Here is a 21,861-nt window from a genome sequence, read left to right as displayed (position 1 = left end):
AACAACTCCTTAGTATGTACGAATTTTAGGCGGGAACGCATCCATGGTTTTAGGTGCGAAGTTAACCGCACGCTTACCGATACGTTTTTCACCCGGGAAGTACATGGAGTGGCACAGCCAGTTCTCGTCATCACGCTCGGTGAAATCGTTACGTGCGTGAGCACCACGAGATTCCTTACGGACTTCAGCTGCAATCGCAGTTGCTTCAGCAACTTCCATCAGGTTCTGAAGTTCCAGAGCTTCAATACGCGCAGTATTGAACGCCTGGCTCTTATCTTCCAGATGCAAGTTATCAACTTTAGCGCGAATACCTTTCAGCAGCTCCAGACCTTTCTGCATGCTATCGCCGTCACGGAATACACCGAAGTACAGCTGCATGGTGTCCTGAAGTTCTTTACGAACAGCAGAAACACTTTCACCACTGGTAGAGTTGTTCAGCTTGTTCAGGCGAGCCATCGCACGTTCCAGATCTTCGTCTGTCGCGTCGGTGTTCTCATAACCTTCCTGCAGCTGCTTCTCAATCTGGATACCTGCCGCACGACCGAATACAACCAGGTCAAGCAGGGAGTTACCACCCAGACGGTTAGCACCGTGTACAGATACACAGGCAACTTCACCACAAGCAAACAGACCTTCAACGATCTGATCGTTGCCATCAGCGTCCGGCGCAATCGCCTGACCACCGATGTTGGTAGCAACACCACCCATCTGGTAATGACAAGTTGGTACAACTGGGATTGGCGCTTTAACCGGATCAGTTGCTGCAAACGTCTTAGACAGTTCACAGATACCTGGCAGACGAGAGTGCAATACTTCTTCGCCCAGGTGATCCAGCTTCAGGAATACGTGATCACCCTCTTCACCACAACCACGGCCATCCAGAATCTCCAGAATCATAGAACGTGCTACCACGTCACGACCTGCCAGATCCTTCGCGTTAGGAGCATAACGCTCCATGAAACGCTCGCCGTCTTTGTTGATCAGGTAACCACCTTCACCACGACAACCCTCTGTTACCAGAACACCCGCACCCGCAATACCGGTTGGGTGGAACTGCCACATCTCCATATCCTGAGCAGGAACACCTGCACGCAGAGACATGCCCATACCGTCACCGGTATTGATCAGAGCATTGGTAGTAGAAGAGTAGATACGACCCGCGCCACCAGTTGCCAGGACAGTTGCCTTCGCTTTGATGTATACGGTTTCGCCGGTTTCGATGCAGATAGCGATACAACCAACGATTGCACCGTCAGCATTTGTCACCAGATCTACAGCGTACCATTCGTTCAGGAAGGTAGTGCCGGCTTTAACGTTACCCTGATACAGGGTGTGCAGCAGTGCGTGACCAGTACGGTCAGCGGCAGCACAGGTACGAGCAGCCTGACCGCCCTCACCAAAGTTTTTAGACTGTCCACCAAACGGACGCTGGTAGATACGACCAGCTTCAGTACGAGAGAATGGCAAGCCCATGTGGTCCAGCTCAAATACAGCCTGAGGACCTACAGAACACATGTATTCGATAGCGTCCTGGTCACCGATATAGTCGGAACCTTTAACGGTATCGTACATGTGCCAGCGCCAATCGTCGTTTGGATCAGCGGAAGCAATTGCACAGGTAATACCACCCTGAGCAGATACTGTGTGTGAACGGGTCGGGAAGACCTTGGTTACACATGCAGTGTTTAAACCGGACTGTGCCAGCTGGAGTGCAGCTCGCATGCCAGCACCACCGCCACCGACAACAATTGCGTCGAAAGTTAGCGTACGCAGCTTAGACATCTTTTAGATACCCCACAGAATCTGGATGCCCCAAACGACGTAAATAAACGTCACTAGTCCAGAGCCTGATTGAAACAGAAAACGCAATCCAGTTGGCTTGATGTAATCTGTAGAAACAGACCACAGGCCAATCCATACGTGTGCAGCCATAGACAGCAACGCAAGCAGGGTAAAGATGCGCATCGCTGTGCCTTCAAACAGCGAATTCCACATTTCGTATGTCAGTTCGGCACCAAATGCCAGATAACCGATCATAAAAATAGTGTAAGCAGCAAGAACGACAGCAGTTACACGCTGGATCATCCAGTCGTACAGGCCACTGCGGCCAAAGCTAGTAATACTAGTTACCATATCCATACTCCCGCCAGAAGGACTGCTACAGCGCTCAGACCCAGTGTGATCTGAGCAGCTTTCAAGCCACTTTCCAGTTCTTCACAGTGTCCGAAATCCATTACCAGGTGTTTGATGCCCGCAAAGAAGTGATACAGCAGTGCTGATACACATCCCCACGCAATCAGCTTCGCAAGGAAGCCATTCTCGAACATTTCAACGGCTTCGTTGAAGCCAGCTTCTGATTCCAGGGATAGACCCAGTGCATACATCATGAACGCAGCAGCAACAAAAAGTGCTACGCCGGTCGCACGGTGCAGAATGGATGTAATCGCCGGAAGCGGCTGTTTGATTGTTCGCAGATCTAGGTTTACAGGTCTTTTCTTATTCACGGCTCTTGTCACACTTTGCTGCCCTCTTGCAGGGCATGGTTGCTAGGAAGTGCTATAAAGATAAGTACCTCGTCCAAAAAGCTCACGTCCCTTTAATTCGGCACTTGTAGCGCTTTTAAGGCACATAAACTTCGGTGCGAGAGTATAAGCATTTCGTAACCACAATACAACGCGACACTCCCGCTCTACGCCCTTTGTCTAGGTCTGCAGGGGTTAACCACTCTGAAATACAACTAAATTCCTATTCAGCAAAAGAACAAAAATTGTTAAAAGTTTGTCTTGAATTGCTGCGATGCAATAAAGCAACCCATGGTCTGCGTTGACAAACGCTTCGCAGACTCTATATTGGGTGTGCCTTTTATATTGGGCAAACTCCAACAAGTGATTCTGATTTAGTCGCCTAAATCAAAATAAAGAGATGTCTTAATGCGTTAAGGCGTCCATATAACTAACAAAATGATAGGAGCCTGTAATGGCTGATAAGAAAGCACGTTTGACCATCGACGGTCTGGATGAAGCAATCGAACTCCCTGTCTATACAGGCACAGAAGGCCCCGACGTTGTTGACGTACGCCCACTGACTGGTAGCGGCCGCTTCACTTATGACCCAGGTTTCGTATCTACCGCTGCATGTGAATCCAAGATCACATACATCGACGGTGGTGCAGGTGTGCTCTTACACGGCGGTTACCCGATCGAACAACTGGCAGAACACTCTGACTACCTGGAAGTGTGCTACTTGCTGCTGAACGGCGAACTGCCAACCCCTGAAGAAAAAGACAAGTTCGTCAACATCGTTAAGAACCACACCATGGTTCACGAGCAGATGAACCACTTCTTCAATGGTTTCCGTCGCGATGCTCACCCGATGGCAATCATGGTTGCCTGTGTAGGTGCACTGTCCGCCTTCTACCACGATTCCCTGGACATCGATAACGCTCACCACCGTGAAGTCTGCGCATACCGTCTGGTAGCTAAAATGCCAACTATTGCGGCAATGTGCTACAAGTACTCCATCGGTCAGCCGTTCCAGTACCCTCGTAACGATCTGAGCTATGCAGAAAACTTCCTGCACATGATGTTCGGTACGCCTTGCGCTGAGTACAAGCCTAGCCCGGTTCTGGCGAAAGCTATGGATAAGATCTTCCTGCTTCACGCAGATCACGAGCAGAACGCTTCTACATCCACTGTCCGTCTGGCTGGCTCCTCCGGTGCCAACCCATTCGCATGTATCGCTTCCGGTATCGCTGCTCTTTGGGGCCCTGCACACGGTGGTGCCAACGAAGCTGTACTGACGATGCTTGAAGAGATTGGTGACGAATCTAAGATTGAAGAGTTCGTAGCACGCGCGAAGGATCCTAACGATTCTTTCCGCCTGATGGGCTTCGGTCACCGCGTCTACCGCAACTTCGACCCTCGCGCTAAAGTCATGAAGAAAACCTGTGACGAAGTACTGCACGAACTGGGTATCGACGACGATCCGTTGCTGAAAATTGCCAAACGTCTGGAACAGATCGCACTGGAAGATGAATACTTCGTACAGCGTAAACTGTACCCGAATGTAGACTTCTACTCCGGCATCATCCTGAAAGCAATTGGTATCCCAACCACAATGTTTACAGTGATCTTCGCGCTGTCCCGTACTATCGGCTGGATCTCCCACTGGAACGAGTTCCACAGCAGCCCGAACAAGATCGGTCGCCCACGTCAGCTTTACACTGGCCCAAGCAAACGCGACTATCCTGAATAAAACGCTGCGTTGCATCAAAAAAAGCCACCCTTGCGGTGGCTTTTTTGTGCTTTTTTGAAATTCTCTCCTACACTTACGGCTCGTTTATATGCCTGTATATTGTATGGAGATCTTCACCCGTGCTACCCAAGCCTCTCTATGAGTCTTTGCCTTATTTCTGCCTTGTATTTGGGGCTATGAATATTATTTTCCCCACCGATCTTCTGCAGGCGATTTCCGGTGGCATTCTCTACAGTAGCGGATCAGCCATCTGGATCATGCGCTCCAAAAACCGCCGCGCAGATGCACTACATACACCACTGAACCCCCATCGATATTTGCCCTGGCATGAAGCCTCTTTGCTACCAGAACCGCTCTACGAAGCGATCCCATTTATCTACATCCTTATTGGAATTCTCCTACAAAGCCACACGGAAGCCAGTACGCTACACTACGCAGGCTGTGCAGCCATTACTCTGGGGCTTGGATTGCTCATTATCAGACATCGAAACCGCTCCCCCAAGGAACACTCACACTCGCTACATCTTAAAATGTAGAGAACCATATTTCAGACACAAAAAAGCCGACACTCACGTCGGCTTTTTTGTGGAGCAGTGTTACGTATCAATCAACGAATGTAGATTCGATCTTATGGATACTCAGGTCAGCACCGTTGTATTCCTGCTCTTCATCCAAACGCAAACCCATAAGGGCCTTGATTACACCATAAACGATGAAGCCACCCACCAGAGCAACAGCAACACCCGCTACAGTACCAATCACCTGAGAAGCCAGACTTACACCACCCAGACCACCAAGCGCCTCGCTGCCAAAGATTCCCGCAGCAATACCACCCCAGGCACCACACAATCCGTGCAACGGCCACACACCCAACACATCATCGATTTTCCACTTGTTCTGCTGAATGGTAAACAACCAGACAAAGATCACACCGGCAATACCACCCACCACTAACGCACCAATTGGGTGCATTACATCAGAGCCGGCACAGACCGCCACAAGCCCCGCCAGTGGGCCGTTATGGATGAAACCCGGGTCATTACGCCCAACGATCAACGCGGTCACAATACCGCCTACCATCGCCATTAACGTATTCACAGCCACCAGACCAGAAATACCATCCAGTGTTTGCGCAGACATTACGTTGAAACCAAACCAGCCGATAGACAGAATCCAGGCACCCAGCGCCAGAAACGGAATATTGGATGGCGGGAACGCCACCAACTTTCCACCACGGTAACGACCTTTACGGATACCCAATAGCAGGACCGCTGCAAGTGCAATCCAACCGCCCACACCGTGCACAACAACAGAACCTGCAAAGTCATGAAATCCGGCACCAAACGAGCTTTCAAGCCATGCCTGAAAACCATAGTTCCCGTTCCAGATCATGCCCTCAAAGAATGGGTATACAAACGCCACTGTCAGCGCTGACGCCAAAAGAACCGGCCAGAACTTAGCACGCTCCGCAATACCACCGGAGACGATAGCCGGAATCGCTGCTGCAAAGGTCATTAAAAAGAAGAACTTAACTAACTGGTAACCATTCCCCTCAGCCAGCGTTGCTGCATCCTGGAAGAACGTCACATCGTATGCAATCCAGTAACCGATAAAGAAATAAGCGATCGCAGACACGCCAAAATCAGTCATGATTTTAACCAGCGCATTCACCTGGTTCTTATGGCGTACGGTTCCCACCTCAAGAAAGGCAAAACCGGCATGCATGGCAAACACCATGATGGCGCCCATCAGTATGAAGAGCGTATTGGAACTCTGAACGAGTGTTTCAACGGCACTGTTAACGTTTTCCACTGTTAACTCCTGCTTGTATATGACCTTATGCACCATTAACTAGCCCGATCAAACAACCAGGCACCATTTTAGTGCGTTATTTTAGTTATCAATGCCCTGCTTTTGCATCAGCGTCCTTTGGTTGCGCTACTTCGGGTCACCCTGAAACCGTTGGATTTCGGGGCCCTCCATGAAGGAAGCGCCAATAAAGTGCATACCATCACAATGCTGATGCGAAAACAGGGCACAGTTAACCGGCTATATATGCAGAGAATGTGCCAAAAGAGATCACTCGGGGCGAGTGATCTCAAAGCAGACATGAATACGCTGGTTACGCTTAAAGTCAGGATCCAGCGTTTGTTGTGTGATATCCCGAACCTGGAAATCACTCAAAGCATCGTAATCGAGCTTAAACCGACGATAGTTATTGGAGAAAATCAGCTTGCCACCCGGACGCAATAACCCCATCGCAGCTTCGACCAGCTCTACATGATCACGCTGAACATCAAGTACGTTAGACATCTTCTTGGAGTTGGAAAACGTCGGAGGATCCATAAAGATCAGATCGTACTCCGGCTTGAACTGGCTATGCAGCCACTTAAAACAGTCTGAGCGAATAAAGCTATGCGCCTTACCTTTGAAGCCATTCAGCTCCAGGTTACGCTCAGCCCAGTTCAGATAAGTAGACGACATATCCACACTGGTCGTCGATTTTGCACCGCCAACAGCAGCATGAACCGATGCAGTGCCTGTATAACAGAAGAGATTCAGCACATCTTTACCCTGCGCTTCCTGCTGAATACGCTGCCGCACCGGACGATGATCGAGGAACAACCCTGTATCGAGATAATCTTTCAGATTCACCAGCAAACGACAGCCGTGTTCGCTGACTTCGAAGAAGTGCTGGGTCTGGGATTGCTTCTCGTACTGAGACGTACCCTGCTGACGCTTACGCTGTTTTAACGTAATACGCTCTGCTGGCATATCCAGCACAACAGGTAACGCTGCCATGACCTCATTCAGACGGGTGAAGGACTTAACCTTATCCACTTTCTTTGGTGGTGCGTATTCTTGCAGATGTACCTGATCACCGTAGATATCCACAGCCACCTGATATTCAGGAATATCCGCATCGTATACGCGATAACACTGAATATTTTCGCGCCTGACCCACTTAGACATCTGCTTCAGGTTCTTACGCAAACGGTTTGCAAACATCTGTGCGCCTTCGCTGAGCTCTGCGGGCTCAGCTTGCGCTTCAGCTGCTACAGACTTCTCTTCAACTTTGTCGGAAATACCGTATATAAACAAACGGCTTTCTATCGCACCGTTGAAGAATTTGTACTGTTTATCTGCACGCAGCCCCATCACTTTGCATAGCTCAGGATTGCCGGTAAAAATCGCCGCCTGCCATCCAGGGAACTGTCGCTTAAGCAGATCGCCCAAATGACGATACAGGAACATCAACTGGGATTCTTCACCCAAACGTTCCCCATACGGCGGGTTGGTCAGCATCAGGCCCGTTGCCGCTTCTGGCAAATCGACACGCTGCATATCCTCGATACGCCCCGTGCGAAACTCAATGAACGCATCAACACCCGCACGTGCTGCGTTATCTTTTGCCGTCCGCAACACTTTAGAGTCCATGTCCCGGCCTGCAAACTTAGTCGTCAACGCCATCAAGCCGGCATCTCTGCGCGCTTCGGCATCCTGTATCAACGACTGCCAGATATCACGTTTGTGCTGCAGCCAACGATTGAAACCGTAGTAACGACGATGCAAGCCAGGAGCGATATCAGCCGCCATCATGACTGCTTCGATAAGCAACGTTCCTGAACCACACATAGGGTCCACCAGCAACGGGCGCTCGGCAGCGGCCGCAGGCCAGCCGCAACGAATCAGTAGCGCAGCCGCCAGGTTCTCTTTTAGCGGCGCTTCACCCGCCCGCAAGCGGTATGCACGACGGTGCAGACTGTCGCCAGACAGATCCAGGCTCAGCGTAGCAACGCCTCTCTGAATATGGACATTGACCCGGATATCAGGCGTCTGCCGCTCAACCATCGGGCGACGACCGGTCTGGGCGCGAATTTGATCAACAATCGCATCTTTGGTTTTTAACGCACCAAAATGAGTATTGTTAATTCCGTCAGTCCGCCCATTAAAGTCAATCGTCAGACTGCCCTCTGGACGCATGTGCTCTAACCAGTTGATCTCTTGCACGCCCGCGTAAAGCTGCTCTGCAGTCTCAACCTCAAACTGATGCAATGACATCAATACCCGGTTAGCCAAGCGCGACCACAAACATACGCGGTAGGCGTCTTCCAGCTCTCCCTGAAAATAAACACCCGCCACCGTCTGCCGGGTTTCATCAATCCCCAGGGCGTGCAACTCCTCTTCCAGCAGCAACTCAACCCCTTTTGGGCAGGTGAGAAAAAAGTTCATGGTTGTCATATACCTACGTAAGTTTTCAGAGATAAGCTGAATTCAGTTCAATACTAATCAATAATTCTATAAAACTATTCATGCTTAAATGAGTGTCTGACACCCTTTGTTAAGCTGATGAATACGTTCAGTTTTTGCACTAGCGCTCGGGTTATTTTTATTACAACACCGTAACAAGATAGCTAATTTAAATCGTAAAGCGCCGGTTTTTTCGATATGAATATAGTTCTGTGAAGCGCACATTTAAAGATTGCGTCACAGATAAGCAAAGGATACCAAGTCTCTGGTATCTGCTCTCAACACAAGATTAATTAAACAGAGAGGCTCCAACAGATGAAGAGACAGAAACGAGATCGTACCTCTTCCCTTTTCAACCGTGGTTTTAAGGCAGGTCTAGATGGTAAGTCCCGGGACTTTTGCCCTGTTAGCACTATCGAACTGCGTAGCCACTGGATGAGCGGCTGGCGCGAAGGCCGTGAAGCCCACTGGGGCGGCCAAACAGGCGTATCCTCGATTCAGATGAATCCGTCACTTCATTAACAGCTTCGGCATACTAATTTCGAGAAGCTCCCCACCAAGGGAGCTTCTTTCGTATAGCGCTCAATTAACCTTTTAGAGCCTGAATAGCGCGTACAGAATCGGTAACAAGCTGCGGTCCGTGGTAGATAAAGCCGGAGTAGATCTGAACCAGACTTGCACCCGCCTCGATCTTCTCTGCCGCATCAAAGCCTTCGGTAATACCACCCACTCCAATAATAGGCAGCGCACCATCCAGAGCATTCGCTAAAACACGAATTGCACGGGTCGACTTATTACGCACTGGAGCGCCCGAAAGACCACCGGCTTCCTGTGCAAACGGAGAGCCTTCGACTCCTTCACGCGACAGCGTTGTGTTGGTCGCAATAACCGCGTCCATCTCATATGCTTTCAAAGAAGAAGCAACTAGCTCGAACTCTTCCTCTTCCATATCCGGCGCAATTTTTACCGCGATCGGTACATAACGATCATGCAGTTTTGCCTGACGCACCTGCTCAGATTTCAGTGCATCCAGTAGGCTGTTCAACGACTCGCCGTATTGCAGCGTGCGCAGCCCCGGAGTATTTGGAGACGAAACGTTAACGGTGATATAAGACGCGCGGTCATACACTTTGCGCATGCAGTACAGGTAATCATCATTGGCTTTTTCGTTCGGAGTATCTTTGTTCTTACCAATATTGATACCCAGAATGCCTTTATACGTACTCTTCTGCAGATTTTTCAGCAGATGATCAACACCGTCGTTATTAAAGCCCATGCGGTTAATAATCGCATTCTGCTCAGGAAGACGGAACAAACGCGGCTTTGGATTACCGGCCTGAGGGCGAGGTGTCACAGTGCCCACCTCAACAAAGCCAAATCCCATCGCGGCCAGACCATCAACGGCGATACCGTTTTTATCCAGACCAGCTGCCAAACCCACACGGTTAGGAAAGGACAATCCCATGACTTCAACCGGATCGCTAAGCTCAGCAGCCCCCATCAATTTGTGGAAACCAAGATCAGATGCGATGTTCATGGTGTGCAACGCCACTTCATGGGACGTTTCTGGATCAAAGCGGAACATCAGGGATCGAGCGAGAGGATATAGCATGCGGGGTACTCGGCGTATTCTGCATTGGAAAAATTTGCCGCAGATTATAGGCGACCCAGCCCTTTTTTAACAGGGCAGTGCCATCGGGAACCCAGAGTTACGCCAGTTTTTCAATCTTCTGAAAGCGCCCGTTACGATCAAAACTGATCCGGAACCGACCTGAAATTCCATGATGCAGAAGATAGGGTTTTAGAATGTGCGCAGGAAAACGCACCCGCCGACCGTCCAGCGCCTGGGTTACAACATCACGGGCACTGCCTTGATACACCCGCAGATATTCCTCTGCGGGCAAATGAAGATCAAAAACTATTTCATTCATTTCTGTACTTAACTGTATCACTGGCGACAAAAATATTGCCACCAGCCTTATTACTCTATCGCGTTATATTCTGTTTCAGTGGATTCGCTAAACTCGCTGTTTTTAGCCAGATCAAAGAGTTCACGAACCGCGACAGTGTACATCGCATATTCTTCTCGTTCCGCACTTTTTAACTCAGTCAGAACATTTTGCCAACGCTGTACATGCACGGCATTGGTATCGGCCCACTGAGCCACGACATCCGGCATGGAGCGACCACGACGATAATATCCCAATACGTTTGAAATCAAGGCACGCTGCTGCCAGTCCATGTCATCGCGAAATGCCTCACGGGCCAGCGCCTGCCAGTAGTTGTCCACCTCCAGCTCGTTCAGCTGGCGTGCGAACCATTGCAACCCCAAACGCTCCCCCAGTTCAAAATAGGCGTGAGCCACTGTTTCAACACCGATACGGGTTTCACGAGCCACTTCAATAATTCCCAACGCACTGTATAAACTCCGCGCCCCCGCAACCTGTTCTGCCAAACGTTGCGGCACACCCGCATCCAGATATCGTTGATACGCCTGATCCCAGATCACCTTAGGCTCGCCGCACAACAGCTCACCTAACTTCTTGCTAACCTTGCCAAGCTGCGCAGTAAATAACTGGGCCTCATCGCTACAGTTCAATTCTGATCGACGATTGCGCACAAACCAGCGTGTTGTGCGCCGTGCCAGATGCTGTAAGTCATTCATCATCTGGATCTGGATATTCGCCGCCACCTTAAAATCCAGTGCTTCGATCTGCGCCCAGACCCGCCCGAGATCCAGAATATCCCGCGCCAGCACATAAGCCCGTGCAATCGCCGCATCATCTGCGCCGGTGGATGCACGCAGGCGATCAACAAAATTAATCCCCATCAGGTTTACGATATGATTCGTAATCTGTGTGGCAACGATCTCCCGGCGCAGACGATGCTGCTGCATTTGAGGCATATATTGCTCAGCCAGTACCGCAGGAAAAGCGGTTTCCAGCTCTCGTGACAGGTAGGGATCATCTGCCACGCGTGCTTTGATTAACGCTTCTTTCAGATCCGCTTTGCTGTAGGAGATCAGCACCGACATCTCTGGCCGGGTCAAGCCCTGCCCGGCACTCTTACGCTCGGCTAATTCATCGTCTTCTGGGATAAATTCCAATGCACGGTTCAGCTTACCGTCCTGTTCCAGTGTCGAGATAAACCGACGATACTCCGCCATACCTCCATACGAACGTGCCTGGGCCATACTGATCGCTTGTACCTGACGATAGTTGTTCTTTAACACCAGTTCAGCGACCGACTCGGTCATATCTTCCAACAACCGGTTACGCTGCTTATCCGTTAAGTCACCATCGGATACGATCTGATTTAACAGTATCTTGATGTTTACCTCGTGGTCAGAACAATCCACACCACCGGCATTATCGATAAAGTCAGTATTCATGCAGCCGCCCGCTAACGCATATTCAATACGTGCCAGCTGTGTCATCCCCAGATTGCCGCCCTCGCCAATCACTCTGCAGCGCAGCTGGTTAGCATTAATACGTAAGCCATCGTTGGCTTTATCCCCCACATCGGAGTGGCTTTCACTCTGCGCTTTAACATAGGTGCCGATGCCACCGTTCCAGATCAGATCAACCGGTGCAGCCATCAACGCAGAGATCAGCTCGGCCGGGGTTACACTTTTCTCGGTTAATCCTGTGAGGGACTTCACTTCGTCGCTAAGTTTGATTGCTTTTGTCTCGCGCGAGAAAATCCCTCCTCCCGCAGAGATCAATTTGGTGTTGTAATCACTCCAGCTGGAGCGCGGCAGATCAAACAGCCGCTGACGTTCTTTCCAGCTTCGTGCGGCATCCGGGTTGGGATCGATAAAAATGTGCATATGGTTAAATGCCGCCACCAGACGAATGTGTTTCGACAGCAACATACCGTTACCAAACACGTCTCCCGCCATATCCCCAATACCCACCACCGTAAAATCGTCTTTGTCGGTATTGATGCCAATCTCACGAAAGTGCCGTTCAACCGACACCCAGGCACCTTTGGCGGTAATACCCATGGCCTTATGGTCATAGCCCTGGCTACCACCGGACGCAAAAGCATCTCCCAGCCAAAATTCATACTCTTCGGAAATACGATTGGCGATGTCCGAGAATGTCGCCGTGCCCTTATCAGCCGCAACAACCAGATAACTATCATCGTCGTCATGCACCACGACATCAATCGGACGTAACACCTCACCCTCTTTTAGGTTGTCCGTGATGTCCAATAACCCTCGAATGAAGGTCTCGTAACAACGAACCCCCTCCTCCTGCCATGCCTTACGATCCATATCCGGGTTCAGATGCTTCGCGACAAAGCCCCCTTTTGCCCCCACGGGTACAATCACTGCATTTTTGACTTGTTGCGCTTTGACCAAACCCAGCACTTCAGTGCGATAGTCATCATAACGATCAGACCAACGCAGCCCGCCACGCGCCACCCGACCGCCACGCAAATGCACGCCCTCCATCCACGGCGCAAACACAAAGATCTCAAACATTGGCCGTGGCAACGGGATATTCGGAATCTGCTCAGGCATCAGTTTGAAGGCGTAATAATGCTTCAAGTGCCCCTTTTTCAGCTGGTAATAATTGGTTCTCTGGGTTGCTTTAATCAAGGCTAGGTATTGTCGAATGACACGATCTTCATTCAGGCTCGGCACCTCCTCTAGCGCCGATAAGATGTCTGCTTCTAACTGATTCTGACGCTCTTCACTATGTTCACTCGGATCAAACCGTGCTTCGAATAGCGCTACCAACTTTCCGGTGATACTGACCTGATTATTCAGGGCGGCACTGACCCCTTCACTACTGATGTTGAACCGGATCTGTTTCATATACGCACTGTATGCACGCAGAATGTTCACTTCACGCCAGCCTAGCTGAGCCGGTAATACCAGACGGTTAAATTCATCACTTTCCGCGTTGCCGTTCCAGATATTCAGAAACGCATCTTCGAACAGCTCCTTTCCTTCATCAAAGCTAATTCTAGCTTTGCCGGTATAGATCAAATTGAAGTCATGAACCCAGATCTCCACGTTCTTCAGAATCATCCGATAGGGATGCTCATCGATGACACGTAAGCCCAGCTTCTCCATGATCGGTAAAACATCCGATAACGGCAGCGAACTCCCCAAGTTAAATAACTTGAAGTTGAGGGTATCCTGATCTTTTTCCAGCGCACGATAGAAGCTGAACGCAAGTGGCCTCTCGTGACTCAGCGTCATCATATGGCCGATATCAACAACCGCGGTACGGGGAAGAAAGTCAGATCGATAGCTGTTCGGGAAGGTATCACCATAGCGATGAAACGCAGCTATACCATTCTCCTCTCCCATCGACTCCACCAGCGCATCATAAAGATGATCCCCCCAACTACGTGCCGCCTCACGGATCATGTCTTCCAGCGCCAATACATCAATATCCGCTTTAACTTCTTCACCACTGCGGAGAATGTATTGGGTGCGTGCCAATATCGATTCAGAGAAGTAGGTATTAAATTCCACCTGATTGCAGCCGAGCTCACGACAGAGAATACCTTCGACGGCCAGGCGAAACTCGGTGCTGTATACATCACGGGGGGCGTACACTAAACACGAGAAGAACTGTCCGAAATGATCACGCCTCAAAAACACCCTGATCTGACGGCGTTCATGGATCTGCAAAATCCCCATCGCCGTATCGACTAGCTCTTCAACCCCAATCTGGAACAGGTCATCTCGCGGATAGATCTCCAGAATCTGTAACAGCTCCTTCCAGTCATGCCCTTGTGAATGCAGACCAGAGCGTTCCATGACCTGATCAACCTTATGGCGAATCACCGGAATCATCCGAGAACTCTGGATATAGACATTTGAGGTGTATAACCCCAGAAAACGCGCCTCCCCCACCAACTTACCTTTCTTATCGAAACGCTTAAGACTGATGTAATCGGGGTAAGTCGGACGATGCACTTTTGATTTGGTTGGCGATTTCGAAAAGGAGAGGATATCGGGGATCAAAACGAACTCCCCCGCATCCCGATTGCCTTCATTCACCAGTGTCTCGCGGCAGTGCTCATCACAATATTTCAGGAGCCCGAGCTGACTGCCCATAATAGCTTCAAGACGCTTCTCTCCGTTCTCTTCGACCAACTCAAATTCGTCATAGCCAAGAAAGGTAAAATGATTTTTCAGCCAACCGATAAATGCCCGAACTTCGGCGATGTTATTTTCATCTAATCCGTGCAGCGAGCTACCAAACACCTGCTCCAGCGCATCACATTGCGCCATCATCGGCTCAAAATCCTCGACCACCATACGAACATCTTCCAGTATCGCGCGAATACTGCTTTCCAGTTCAGCCAGTTGCTCTGGGTCCGTATGGCGATCCACTTCAACGGAAACCAGACACTCCCGTTGTGCGGTTTTCGATCGACTGTCTTTGCTTAGCAGGGAGGTAAGATGGTGGGTTTCGTCGCGTTTGAGGGTAAGGACAGCATTGTTAATCGCATGGATTCGCAGGTTACGCTGATTCAGCTCCATACGGAGAGAATCTACAATAAACGGCATATCCTGATGCAGCACTTCTACAACCGTATGAGTAGACTGCCAACCATGAGCCTCATAGTCCGGATTAAACACCCTGACTTTCGCTTCATCAGGTTTACGCTGTTGCAGAAACTGCCAACAGGCTACCGTTGATCCATAGAGATCATCCAGACGCCATTCACAGAAATCCACAGGTGACGCTGAAGCATAATAGAAACGAATAAAACCGTTTAACTCACGGGCCCGTTCCTCAGGCAACCGGCTGTTAATCTCTTCGCTCAGTTGAAAAAGTAGTTGAGCCTTACTCTCAGCATCATAACGCGGCATATCCATTCCATCCTTGCAGTAGCCAGTTCAACGAGTCAGCATCTGTCTCATAAAATATAAGCCTGACTTAGCGTATATATCCAGCAAGCACCGCTATATTTCTACGCTTTTATAGCGAGTAGGACCACAGTAACAATCCGGTTTGATAAGCACCTGCGCTTTACCCATAATAGTCGGGTCCTGATTTGAAGCCCGTTGGAACGCTCTATATATGCGAAAGTTGTTACTGTTATGCTCCCTGATGAGCCTGCCCACACAGGCGGCTGTCAATGCTCAGGTGAACGTACAGACCCTGACTCTGGGGGAAGCCCTGCAACTAACCATCGAGGCCGATCAGAAGGTTCGCCAAAATCCTGACCTGTCTGCTCTGAGCGCCCAGTTTCGCATTGTGGGCTCCAAACAGATGACAATATCCAGTTACACGGGCGGTGAGCCCCGTTTCACAACCCGCTGGCGGGTGATACTGCGCCCCCTAAAGCAGGGCGCGATCTCTATCCCTGCCATCCGTGTGGGTGATGAAAGATCACTACCCATCTCTTTAATGGTGCTCGCCAACGAACGCAGTTCCAATCCGCTCTTGTCACGTCAGTTAATACTGGAAACCGAGCTGGACACCAATGAAATCTATCTTCACAGCCAGTCTATTCTGACGGTCAAGCTGTTTCATAAGCAGCCTCTACCCGACGATGCACGACTTTCGCACCCCGTGACGACAGATGCCGTCATCAAACCACTGGGCGAAGACCGACGCTTTAGCACCCGCGTTCGTGGTCAGAATTATCAGGTCCTAGAACGTCGCTACGGTATTTATCCACAGCAAACAGGTCTGATTCGTCTGGAACCGATCACTTATAATGACGGCAAACCCCGTAGCCTGGACCAACCGCTGCAAAAGAATGCCACTGAGATCGCGGTCTTACCTCAAGCGCATCAAAAAAGACCGGGCTACTGGCTGCCCACAACTCAGATCCTGTTTGAAGATAACCTGCAACCGCGTAACAGCACCACAATGGGGCAACCCATTAAACGTACACTGACGTTAGAAGCACACGGTATCATCGCATCCGAGCTGCCCGCACTCAGCCCACTTAAAAACGAGCTGGCCGACATCCAGCTGGATAACGTTATTCTCGAAGAACAGATGACCGACAAGGGGATTATCAGTACACGCTCTGAAGAACTGACAATCACTCCCTATGAGCGCGGCGAGATCACCTTGCAGGAGATACGTATCCCTTGGTGGGATGTCAGTCAGGATCGGGAAAAGGAAGTCGCACTGGCAGCGCGTTTAATCAATGTCTCAGCCGCCAACAGCGCAGATACATCCAACAAGAATGAGAAGGTTGTTCTTAGTGATGCCGTCGCGGCAACAAATACCGAAGAAGTGGCAGAAAGCACACCACAATCAGAAGGACAGAGCACTTTACTCATTTGGATACTCACCGCATTGGCGGTGATCTCCAGCCTTGGTTGGTTATATTCCTTCCATCGTATTCGCAAAAGCAAAGAAAAAACTCCCGAAGTCACGCCGCTGGAAAACAGTGTGGAAGACATCGAGCACTACGATCTGGCTGAAGCCAGCAGTTTTGGCGAGTTGACTCAGGCATGCGACCAGAATCATTGCGCGGCGAGCCAGATACTCCTGCTGGAATGGGCGCAACACTCATGGCCGGATGATGAAATCTACAACAATGAAGATGTAGCTCGCGCCTCAGGCAGTCAGACCCTACAGTTGTTACTGATGGATATGGAACATCATCTTAGCCACGACGAAGAACACCTCTGGAAAGGCGATCTTCTGATCGAAGCATTGGATAAGATCCGTGAACGTAAGCTCTACGGCAGCTATTAGGGAAAATGTGAACAAGTCCCGTAGGCGCTCTGGCTTTCGGGAAAGTTCACAATCAAGGAAGCGCTTTGCCGTAATCCCCAAGGGGCACACTGTGTCTAGACCTTACAAAAAGTGCTGACATCGAGTGAAAACTTTCCCGAAAGCCCCGCCGGGCAAGCCCTTAAGCCTGCATCTGCGATGTTGCTGTTCTTGTTAAGGACTAAGGCCATTAACTGCAAACAGCGCCTTGCATCTACAGGCTTAAGTGCTTGCAGAGCACTGACGGGACTTAATTCGCACCTTCCTTAAAATATATCCGCCAGCGCCTCATCCAGTTCAGGATACTTAAATTCAAAACCCGCCTGCATCAAACGTTGTGGATAAACACGCTGCCCTTCGAGTAACAGCTCCGCGCCATCACCCAGCATCAACTCAATCACAAACGGCGGTAACGGTAATTTTGCCGGACGCTTTAAAGCCTGCCCCAAAGACTGCGCGAAAGATCGATTCTGACTTGCTTCAGGCGCAGTCAGATTAAAAGCCCCCTGCAAGGTCTGATGCCGCAGTAAAAAATCGATTGCTCTCAACTCATCCTGCAGATGGATCCATGACATCCACTGTTTGCCGTGACCGATCGGTCCACCCAATCCCATACGAAACGCCGGCAGCATTTTTTTCAATGCCCCACCGTTGCCAAGTACAACGCCTGTGCGCAGCAGGCAGACCCGCACGCCCAGATCAGCGGCCCGCATCGCTTCTTCTTCCCAATCAGCACACAGAGAATGGGTAAAGCCCTGACGGACAGCACTGGCCTCAACCAGAAGATCATCGCTGGCATGCGTGCCGTAGTAACCGATGGCCGATCCACTGATAAACACGCCCGGCTTATTGTCGGACATTGCCATCCAATCCACTAACGCATGCGTCATCGTCAATCTGCTATAACGCAGCAACTGTTTACGTTTTTCACTCCAACGGCGATCTGCAATGGGTTCACCACACAGATTGATCACGGCATCGAACTTTTCACCATCAACCTCCATCAGTGAAGTCACTGCCCTGACAGAGCCTCCAAATAGCTTATGCGCTTTTTTCGGATTGCGGGTTATACAGGTAAAGTTAACTCCATGTGGTTGACGCCATTTGATAAATGCCTGACCAATAAAACCGGTCCCCCCGGTAATAAGCACGTTCATCGCACACTCCCTTGAATCGCGTTAACCTGATACGCTTACGTTAGATTTTAGTCGTCAGATCTGTAGTTTGAGAGAAATAAAACATGTTTACTGGCATTGTTCAGGGTAAAGCCACCATCCGATCCATCGAAAAGCAGGATCAATTCATGCGTTTGCAGCTGGAACTGCCACCAGAGCACGCAAACAACCTCCAGCTGGGTGCCAGTATTGCGGTCAATGGCACGTGCCTGACCGTCACAGCCTTTAACGGCAACCTAGTCAGCTTTGATCTGATTATGGAAACGCTGAAAGTCACCAACCTCGGCCAGTTATCTGTTGGAGCTCTGGTTAACTTTGAGCGTGCAGCGCGTTTTGGCGATGAGATTGGGGGTCACCTACTCTCAGGTCATATTCACGATCAGGTCTCCATATGCAAGATTGAGCGCCCAGAGAACAACTGCATCCTTTGGTTTGAAGTCAGTGAACAATGGCTGAAGTATATTTTGCCAAAAGGATTCGTCGCATTAAATGGCTGTAGCCTGACAATCGGAGAAGTTAAAGATCAGCGTTTTAACGTTTACCTGATCCCGGAAACGCTCTCTCTTACGGTCTTCGGAGACGCTCAGGTTGGTGATTTGGTTAATCTGGAAGTGGACCCTCATACCCAAGCGGTTGTCGAAACCGTTGAGCGTTATATGCAACAGCATTCACATTAAACTAGACGGAAATACAAAGCATTCTTGGTCACAAACCCAGGTCATAAATCCTTAACCACGGTTTGTTATAGCGTCAAGATTATTTGAAAATTTCTGTGTAATTAAAGTTGCGACTTGATCTTAATGGCGTATACTGATTTGGCTTGAAATTTCGGCAGTGTTCGTGTGCCCGACTACGATGTACCCACTGGAATACCTCGTCAGAGCCTCATTAGTAACACCACGATTTCTTAGCACTCAGGCCTTAATAAAAGAAAAAAGGCTTTAATTTCAAAACGTAACAAGAAGGTAAGACTAATCATGGCTACTGGCATCGTAAAATGGTTTAACGACGAGAAAGGTTTCGGTTTCATTCAGCAGGAGCAGGGTCCAGACGTATTTGTTCACCACACTGCTATCCAGTCTGAAGGTTTCCGCTCTCTGCAGGAAGGCCAGAAAGTAGAATTCACCGTTGCTCAGGGTCCTAAAGGTCCACAGGCTGAGAACGTAACTGCAGCATAATTTTTATACTGTAGTATATTATCAGGGCGACTTGCCTGGTCGTCCTGATCTGTATTTCCCGCACGATTGCTTCATAAAGAAATACCTTTCAAGTTCTTCCACTTCGTATCGCTTCCGAACCCTCTAAGCATCAAATGTACTGTTACGTATATTCATACGTTACGTAAAATTTCTACGCTTATCCGCTCACAAAAAAAGCTTCACTTCGTTATTTGTCAGCGACCGATAATCACCCGCGTTTAATTGAGCATCTATTTCTAGGGCACCGATCCGTTCCCGATGTAAACCAATCACTTTATTGTCAAAGAATCCAAACATTCGCTTCACCTGATGATAACGTCCTTCATACAACGTGAGTTTGGCCCGGTGGTCAGAAAGGATTTCAAGTTGAGCAGGTAGCGTGGTTAGATCTTCATACGCGAAATAGATACCACGACGAAACACATCAGCATATTCCGCTTCTATCTTATCTTCTGTTTCAACCAGATAAACCTTTGGAATACGCGTTTCCGGCTGGGTCACTTTACGAGACCAACGCCCGTCATTGGTAATGAGCATCAAGCCCGTGGTGTTCAGATCTAACCGCCCCGCAATATGCAGATCAGCTCGTAATGCAGGCGGCATCAGATCCAGCACCGTCTCGTGTTTCTCATCGACCGTTGCACTCACCACTCCTTGCGGTTTATGCAGCATGTAGTAACGGGCCGCCTGGTCCTGTAAAACCCGCTCATCCAGGCTGATCTTCTGCATCGGTTCAACCTGCAGCGAGCCGTCCCGGCACACTTGTTCGTTGACCTGCACACGCCCGGCCAACAGCCATTGGCGCACCGCTTTGCCGCTCTCTCGGGTTTGTTGTGTAAGAAATCTATCCAGTCGCATGGGCGCTATTATGCCAGAGTTCACCATTAGACCGCCCATACAGCAGCACTTCAGATACAATAAAACGCATCTTCCGTTGATAAGGTGCCCCTGAAAGATGCTTACCCCTCAAACATTTTCCATCCGACCGGCGCTTGAAAGTGAAATTGAGTCGATCTGTTTGCTTTGGCTAAAACTAGACGCCAGCAAAAAGCAGCAACCTTTCGGCGGCGATCTGCAGGATGAAGTGAAACAACGTACTGAAAATTTAGTCACTCATAGTATTACGTCAGAAACCGCGATCTCGCTGGTCGCCGAAACGGAAAACGGGCTAGTAGGGACGTTGTCAGCGTATGTTTATGAAAAGCCAGCGGTCGCATTGCCCAAGATAGCCGTTCTGTATTCTCTTTGGGTTGAACCGGACTTGCGTCGCCACGGTATAGCATCCGCACTTTTACAAGCTGCCGAAACACAGTTGAAGGCAATGGGGGCCCAGTGCCTCCAAGTCGCATGGGACAGTGATAACCCAACAGCCGCTGCATTTTGGCAAAGAGAACAGTTCACAGCGTACGAAGTTATTGCCAGCAAAACGTTGAAATAGATCCCTCTCCTTGATCCTGAACGCACTTTTGACACAGACCTGCTGGGAAAAAAGCATTACAATCCAACCACGACAGAAGAATGTTGCTCCATTTAGATATTCAGAGAAATAAAATACCCATGAAACTCGACCCACTCGACCTGGCAATTCTTGATCAATTACAAAAAGATGCTCGTTTGTCGAACCAAGAGCTTGCTGAAAAAGTAGGCCTTTCACCCTCCCCTTGTTGGCGTCGGGTAAAGCGTCTTGAAGAGGTTGGCGTTATAAAAGAGTATGTAGCGCTATTAGCACCTAAAGAGATTGGCGTGCCTGTTCTCGCTTATGCTCAGGTATCTCTGAACGATCACCGCCCGGAATCATCAGAGCGCTTCGACGCTTTTGTCCGCTCCAGCGCCCAAATCTTAGAATGTTGCTCAGTCAGCGGCGAATACGATTATCTGCTGAAAATCGCTTGCGGCAGCATGGAAGCCTACGAAACTTATATCAATCGCGAGCTTTTACGTCAGACCGATATCCGCTCGATGAACACCAGCTTTGTCTTAAACCAGAAAAAGTCCACCACCGCGCTTCCACTCTAAACCTCTCGATATACCCTAATCTCATCGCCTGATCACTTTTACGATCAAAGGCAGGGATTACTTTGCGCCCAAAAAGACAAGAAAAATAATTCCAACTTTTTCCTAAAAAAGAAATAAAATTCCAACCATAGAACAATTCACGCATCTTCTGTCCAAAATTTGATCTGGATCTAAAGCCCCGTATGGGTAACTGCGTAACATGGCTCAAAATGATTCATTTTTCACATAGGTGTGCACCAAAAAACTATCATA

The 21,861-nt window shown here is 49.5% G+C and carries 18 protein-coding genes; 8 read left to right on the top strand and 10 right to left on the bottom strand.

Translation table 11 applies throughout. The features are described from left to right. Nucleotides 1-9 precede the first annotated feature (9 nt). The 3 genes from sdhA to sdhC are packed head-to-tail and all read right to left on the bottom strand — an operon-like array spanning nucleotide 10 to nucleotide 2,504. Entirely contained in the window at nucleotides 10-1,782 is a 1,773-nt protein-coding gene (gene sdhA, locus IOQ59_RS05520) for a succinate dehydrogenase flavoprotein subunit (RefSeq protein ID WP_193952273.1), read from the bottom strand. 3 nt (nucleotides 1,783-1,785) lie between these two features. Next, on the bottom strand, nucleotides 1,786-2,133 hold the full coding sequence (gene sdhD, locus IOQ59_RS05515) for a succinate dehydrogenase, hydrophobic membrane anchor protein (protein WP_193952272.1): 348 nt from the start codon (nucleotides 2,131-2,133) through the stop codon (nucleotides 1,786-1,788). Continuing rightward, on the bottom strand, nucleotides 2,127-2,504 hold the full coding sequence (gene sdhC, locus IOQ59_RS05510) for a succinate dehydrogenase, cytochrome b556 subunit (RefSeq protein WP_193952271.1): 378 nt from the start codon (nucleotides 2,502-2,504) through the stop codon (nucleotides 2,127-2,129). The genes sdhD and sdhC overlap by 7 nt, the downstream gene beginning before the upstream one ends. Before the next feature lie 472 nt (nucleotides 2,505-2,976). On the opposite strand from sdhC, the gene gltA reads away from it, so the two are divergent. Next, nucleotides 2,977-4,254, top strand: a complete 1,278-nt coding sequence (gene gltA, locus IOQ59_RS05505; RefSeq protein ID WP_193952270.1) for a citrate synthase — start codon at nucleotides 2,977-2,979, stop codon at nucleotides 4,252-4,254. A gap of 176 nt (nucleotides 4,255-4,430) precedes the next feature. Beyond that, on the top strand, nucleotides 4,431-4,790 hold the full coding sequence (locus tag IOQ59_RS05500; protein WP_193952269.1) for a hypothetical protein: 360 nt from the start codon (nucleotides 4,431-4,433) through the stop codon (nucleotides 4,788-4,790). Nucleotides 4,791-4,857: 67 nt separating this feature from the next. Here IOQ59_RS05500 and IOQ59_RS05495 read toward each other — a convergent pair whose 3' ends face one another. Next, complete coding sequence (locus IOQ59_RS05495; protein ID WP_193952268.1) at nucleotides 4,858-6,066, bottom strand: ammonium transporter; 1,209 nt, start codon at nucleotides 6,064-6,066, stop codon at nucleotides 4,858-4,860. Between the two features lie 267 nt (nucleotides 6,067-6,333). Continuing rightward, the gene (gene rlmKL / locus IOQ59_RS05490; protein WP_193952267.1) at nucleotides 6,334-8,487 is read right to left on the bottom strand and encodes a bifunctional 23S rRNA (guanine(2069)-N(7))-methyltransferase RlmK/23S rRNA (guanine(2445)-N(2))-methyltransferase RlmL; all 2,154 of its coding nucleotides are present in this window, start codon (nucleotides 8,485-8,487) and stop codon (nucleotides 6,334-6,336) included. 333 nt (nucleotides 8,488-8,820) lie between these two features. On the opposite strand from rlmKL, the gene rmf reads away from it, so the two are divergent. Further along, nucleotides 8,821-9,027 carry a ribosome modulation factor gene (gene rmf, locus IOQ59_RS05485; protein ID WP_193952266.1) on the top strand — a complete coding sequence of 69 codons (207 nt, stop codon included), beginning with the start codon at nucleotides 8,821-8,823 and terminating at the stop codon, nucleotides 9,025-9,027. A gap of 64 nt (nucleotides 9,028-9,091) precedes the next feature. Here rmf and IOQ59_RS05480 read toward each other — a convergent pair whose 3' ends face one another. From IOQ59_RS05480 to IOQ59_RS05470, 3 genes are all read right to left on the bottom strand, one after another. After that, entirely contained in the window at nucleotides 9,092-10,117 is a 1,026-nt protein-coding gene (locus tag IOQ59_RS05480) for a quinone-dependent dihydroorotate dehydrogenase (protein WP_193952265.1), read from the bottom strand. Between the two features lie 97 nt (nucleotides 10,118-10,214). Continuing rightward, nucleotides 10,215-10,436, bottom strand: coding sequence for a DUF2835 domain-containing protein (locus IOQ59_RS05475; protein ID WP_193952264.1), 222 nt, complete (start codon nucleotides 10,434-10,436; stop codon nucleotides 10,215-10,217). Nucleotides 10,437-10,486: 50 nt separating this feature from the next. Continuing rightward, on the bottom strand, nucleotides 10,487-15,349 hold the full coding sequence (locus IOQ59_RS05470; RefSeq protein WP_193952263.1) for an NAD-glutamate dehydrogenase: 4,863 nt from the start codon (nucleotides 15,347-15,349) through the stop codon (nucleotides 10,487-10,489). Between the two features lie 211 nt (nucleotides 15,350-15,560). On the opposite strand from IOQ59_RS05470, the gene IOQ59_RS05465 reads away from it, so the two are divergent. Next, nucleotides 15,561-17,201 (top strand): BatD family protein, encoded by a 1,641-nt coding sequence (locus IOQ59_RS05465; protein ID WP_193952262.1) that lies wholly within the window; start codon nucleotides 15,561-15,563, stop codon nucleotides 17,199-17,201. 284 nt (nucleotides 17,202-17,485) lie between these two features. Here IOQ59_RS05465 and IOQ59_RS05460 read toward each other — a convergent pair whose 3' ends face one another. Further along, a complete protein-coding gene (locus IOQ59_RS05460) occupies nucleotides 17,486-18,376 on the bottom strand; it encodes a TIGR01777 family oxidoreductase (RefSeq protein WP_193952261.1) in 891 nt (296 codons plus the stop codon). An 83-nt stretch (nucleotides 18,377-18,459) separates the two neighbouring features. Between IOQ59_RS05460 and IOQ59_RS05455 the strand changes: the two genes are divergently transcribed. Next, nucleotides 18,460-19,071 (top strand): riboflavin synthase subunit alpha, encoded by a 612-nt coding sequence (locus tag IOQ59_RS05455; protein ID WP_193952260.1) that lies wholly within the window; start codon nucleotides 18,460-18,462, stop codon nucleotides 19,069-19,071. A 300-nt stretch (nucleotides 19,072-19,371) separates the two neighbouring features. Beyond that, complete coding sequence (locus IOQ59_RS05450) at nucleotides 19,372-19,572, top strand: cold-shock protein (RefSeq protein ID WP_193952259.1); 201 nt, start codon at nucleotides 19,372-19,374, stop codon at nucleotides 19,570-19,572. A 186-nt stretch (nucleotides 19,573-19,758) separates the two neighbouring features. On the opposite strand, the gene IOQ59_RS05445 is transcribed toward IOQ59_RS05450, so the two are convergent. Next, on the bottom strand, nucleotides 19,759-20,451 hold the full coding sequence (locus IOQ59_RS05445; protein WP_193952258.1) for a pseudouridine synthase: 693 nt from the start codon (nucleotides 20,449-20,451) through the stop codon (nucleotides 19,759-19,761). A gap of 97 nt (nucleotides 20,452-20,548) precedes the next feature. On the opposite strand from IOQ59_RS05445, the gene IOQ59_RS05440 reads away from it, so the two are divergent. Both IOQ59_RS05440 and IOQ59_RS05435 read left to right on the top strand, forming a co-directional pair. Beyond that, nucleotides 20,549-21,031 (top strand): GNAT family N-acetyltransferase, encoded by a 483-nt coding sequence (locus tag IOQ59_RS05440; RefSeq protein WP_193952257.1) that lies wholly within the window; start codon nucleotides 20,549-20,551, stop codon nucleotides 21,029-21,031. A 119-nt stretch (nucleotides 21,032-21,150) separates the two neighbouring features. Next, on the top strand, nucleotides 21,151-21,609 hold the full coding sequence (locus IOQ59_RS05435; RefSeq protein WP_193952256.1) for an Lrp/AsnC family transcriptional regulator: 459 nt from the start codon (nucleotides 21,151-21,153) through the stop codon (nucleotides 21,607-21,609). Nucleotides 21,610-21,861: the final 252 nt, after the last annotated feature.

The sequence above is a fragment of the Pontibacterium sinense genome (genome assembly GCF_015209595.1).
GTDB lineage: Bacteria > Pseudomonadota > Gammaproteobacteria > Pseudomonadales > Balneatricaceae > Pontibacterium > Pontibacterium sinense.
The sequence above is the reverse complement of the archived record's forward strand: the minus strand, read 5'-3'. Positions and strand labels throughout refer to the sequence as shown.

Bases quoted from the DNA above. Each gene is read 5' to 3' on its own strand.
- IOQ59_RS05450 (WP_193952259.1), top strand. From the start codon at position 19,372: ATGGCTACTGGCATCGTAAAATGGTTTAACGACGAGAAAGGTTTCGGT.
- IOQ59_RS05480 (WP_193952265.1), bottom strand. From the start codon at position 10,117: ATGCTATATCCTCTCGCTCGATCCCTGATGTTCCGCTTTGATCCAGAA.
- sdhA (WP_193952273.1), bottom strand. From the start codon at position 1,782: ATGTCTAAGCTGCGTACGCTAACTTTCGACGCAATTGTTGTCGGTGGC.
- rlmKL (WP_193952267.1), bottom strand. From the start codon at position 8,487: ATGAACTTTTTTCTCACCTGCCCAAAAGGGGTTGAGTTGCTGCTGGAA.
- gltA (WP_193952270.1), top strand. From the start codon at position 2,977: ATGGCTGATAAGAAAGCACGTTTGACCATCGACGGTCTGGATGAAGCA.
- IOQ59_RS05445 (WP_193952258.1), bottom strand. From the start codon at position 20,451: ATGCGACTGGATAGATTTCTTACACAACAAACCCGAGAGAGCGGCAAA.
- IOQ59_RS05465 (WP_193952262.1), top strand. From the start codon at position 15,561: ATGCGAAAGTTGTTACTGTTATGCTCCCTGATGAGCCTGCCCACACAG.
- sdhD (WP_193952272.1), bottom strand. From the start codon at position 2,133: ATGGTAACTAGTATTACTAGCTTTGGCCGCAGTGGCCTGTACGACTGG.
- IOQ59_RS05460 (WP_193952261.1), bottom strand. From the start codon at position 18,376: ATGAACGTGCTTATTACCGGGGGGACCGGTTTTATTGGTCAGGCATTT.
- IOQ59_RS05470 (WP_193952263.1), bottom strand. From the start codon at position 15,349: ATGCCGCGTTATGATGCTGAGAGTAAGGCTCAACTACTTTTTCAACTG.
- IOQ59_RS05500 (WP_193952269.1), top strand. From the start codon at position 4,431: ATGAATATTATTTTCCCCACCGATCTTCTGCAGGCGATTTCCGGTGGC.
- IOQ59_RS05475 (WP_193952264.1), bottom strand. From the start codon at position 10,436: ATGAATGAAATAGTTTTTGATCTTCATTTGCCCGCAGAGGAATATCTG.
- IOQ59_RS05440 (WP_193952257.1), top strand. From the start codon at position 20,549: ATGCTTACCCCTCAAACATTTTCCATCCGACCGGCGCTTGAAAGTGAA.
- rmf (WP_193952266.1), top strand. From the start codon at position 8,821: ATGAAGAGACAGAAACGAGATCGTACCTCTTCCCTTTTCAACCGTGGT.
- IOQ59_RS05455 (WP_193952260.1), top strand. From the start codon at position 18,460: ATGTTTACTGGCATTGTTCAGGGTAAAGCCACCATCCGATCCATCGAA.
- IOQ59_RS05435 (WP_193952256.1), top strand. From the start codon at position 21,151: ATGAAACTCGACCCACTCGACCTGGCAATTCTTGATCAATTACAAAAA.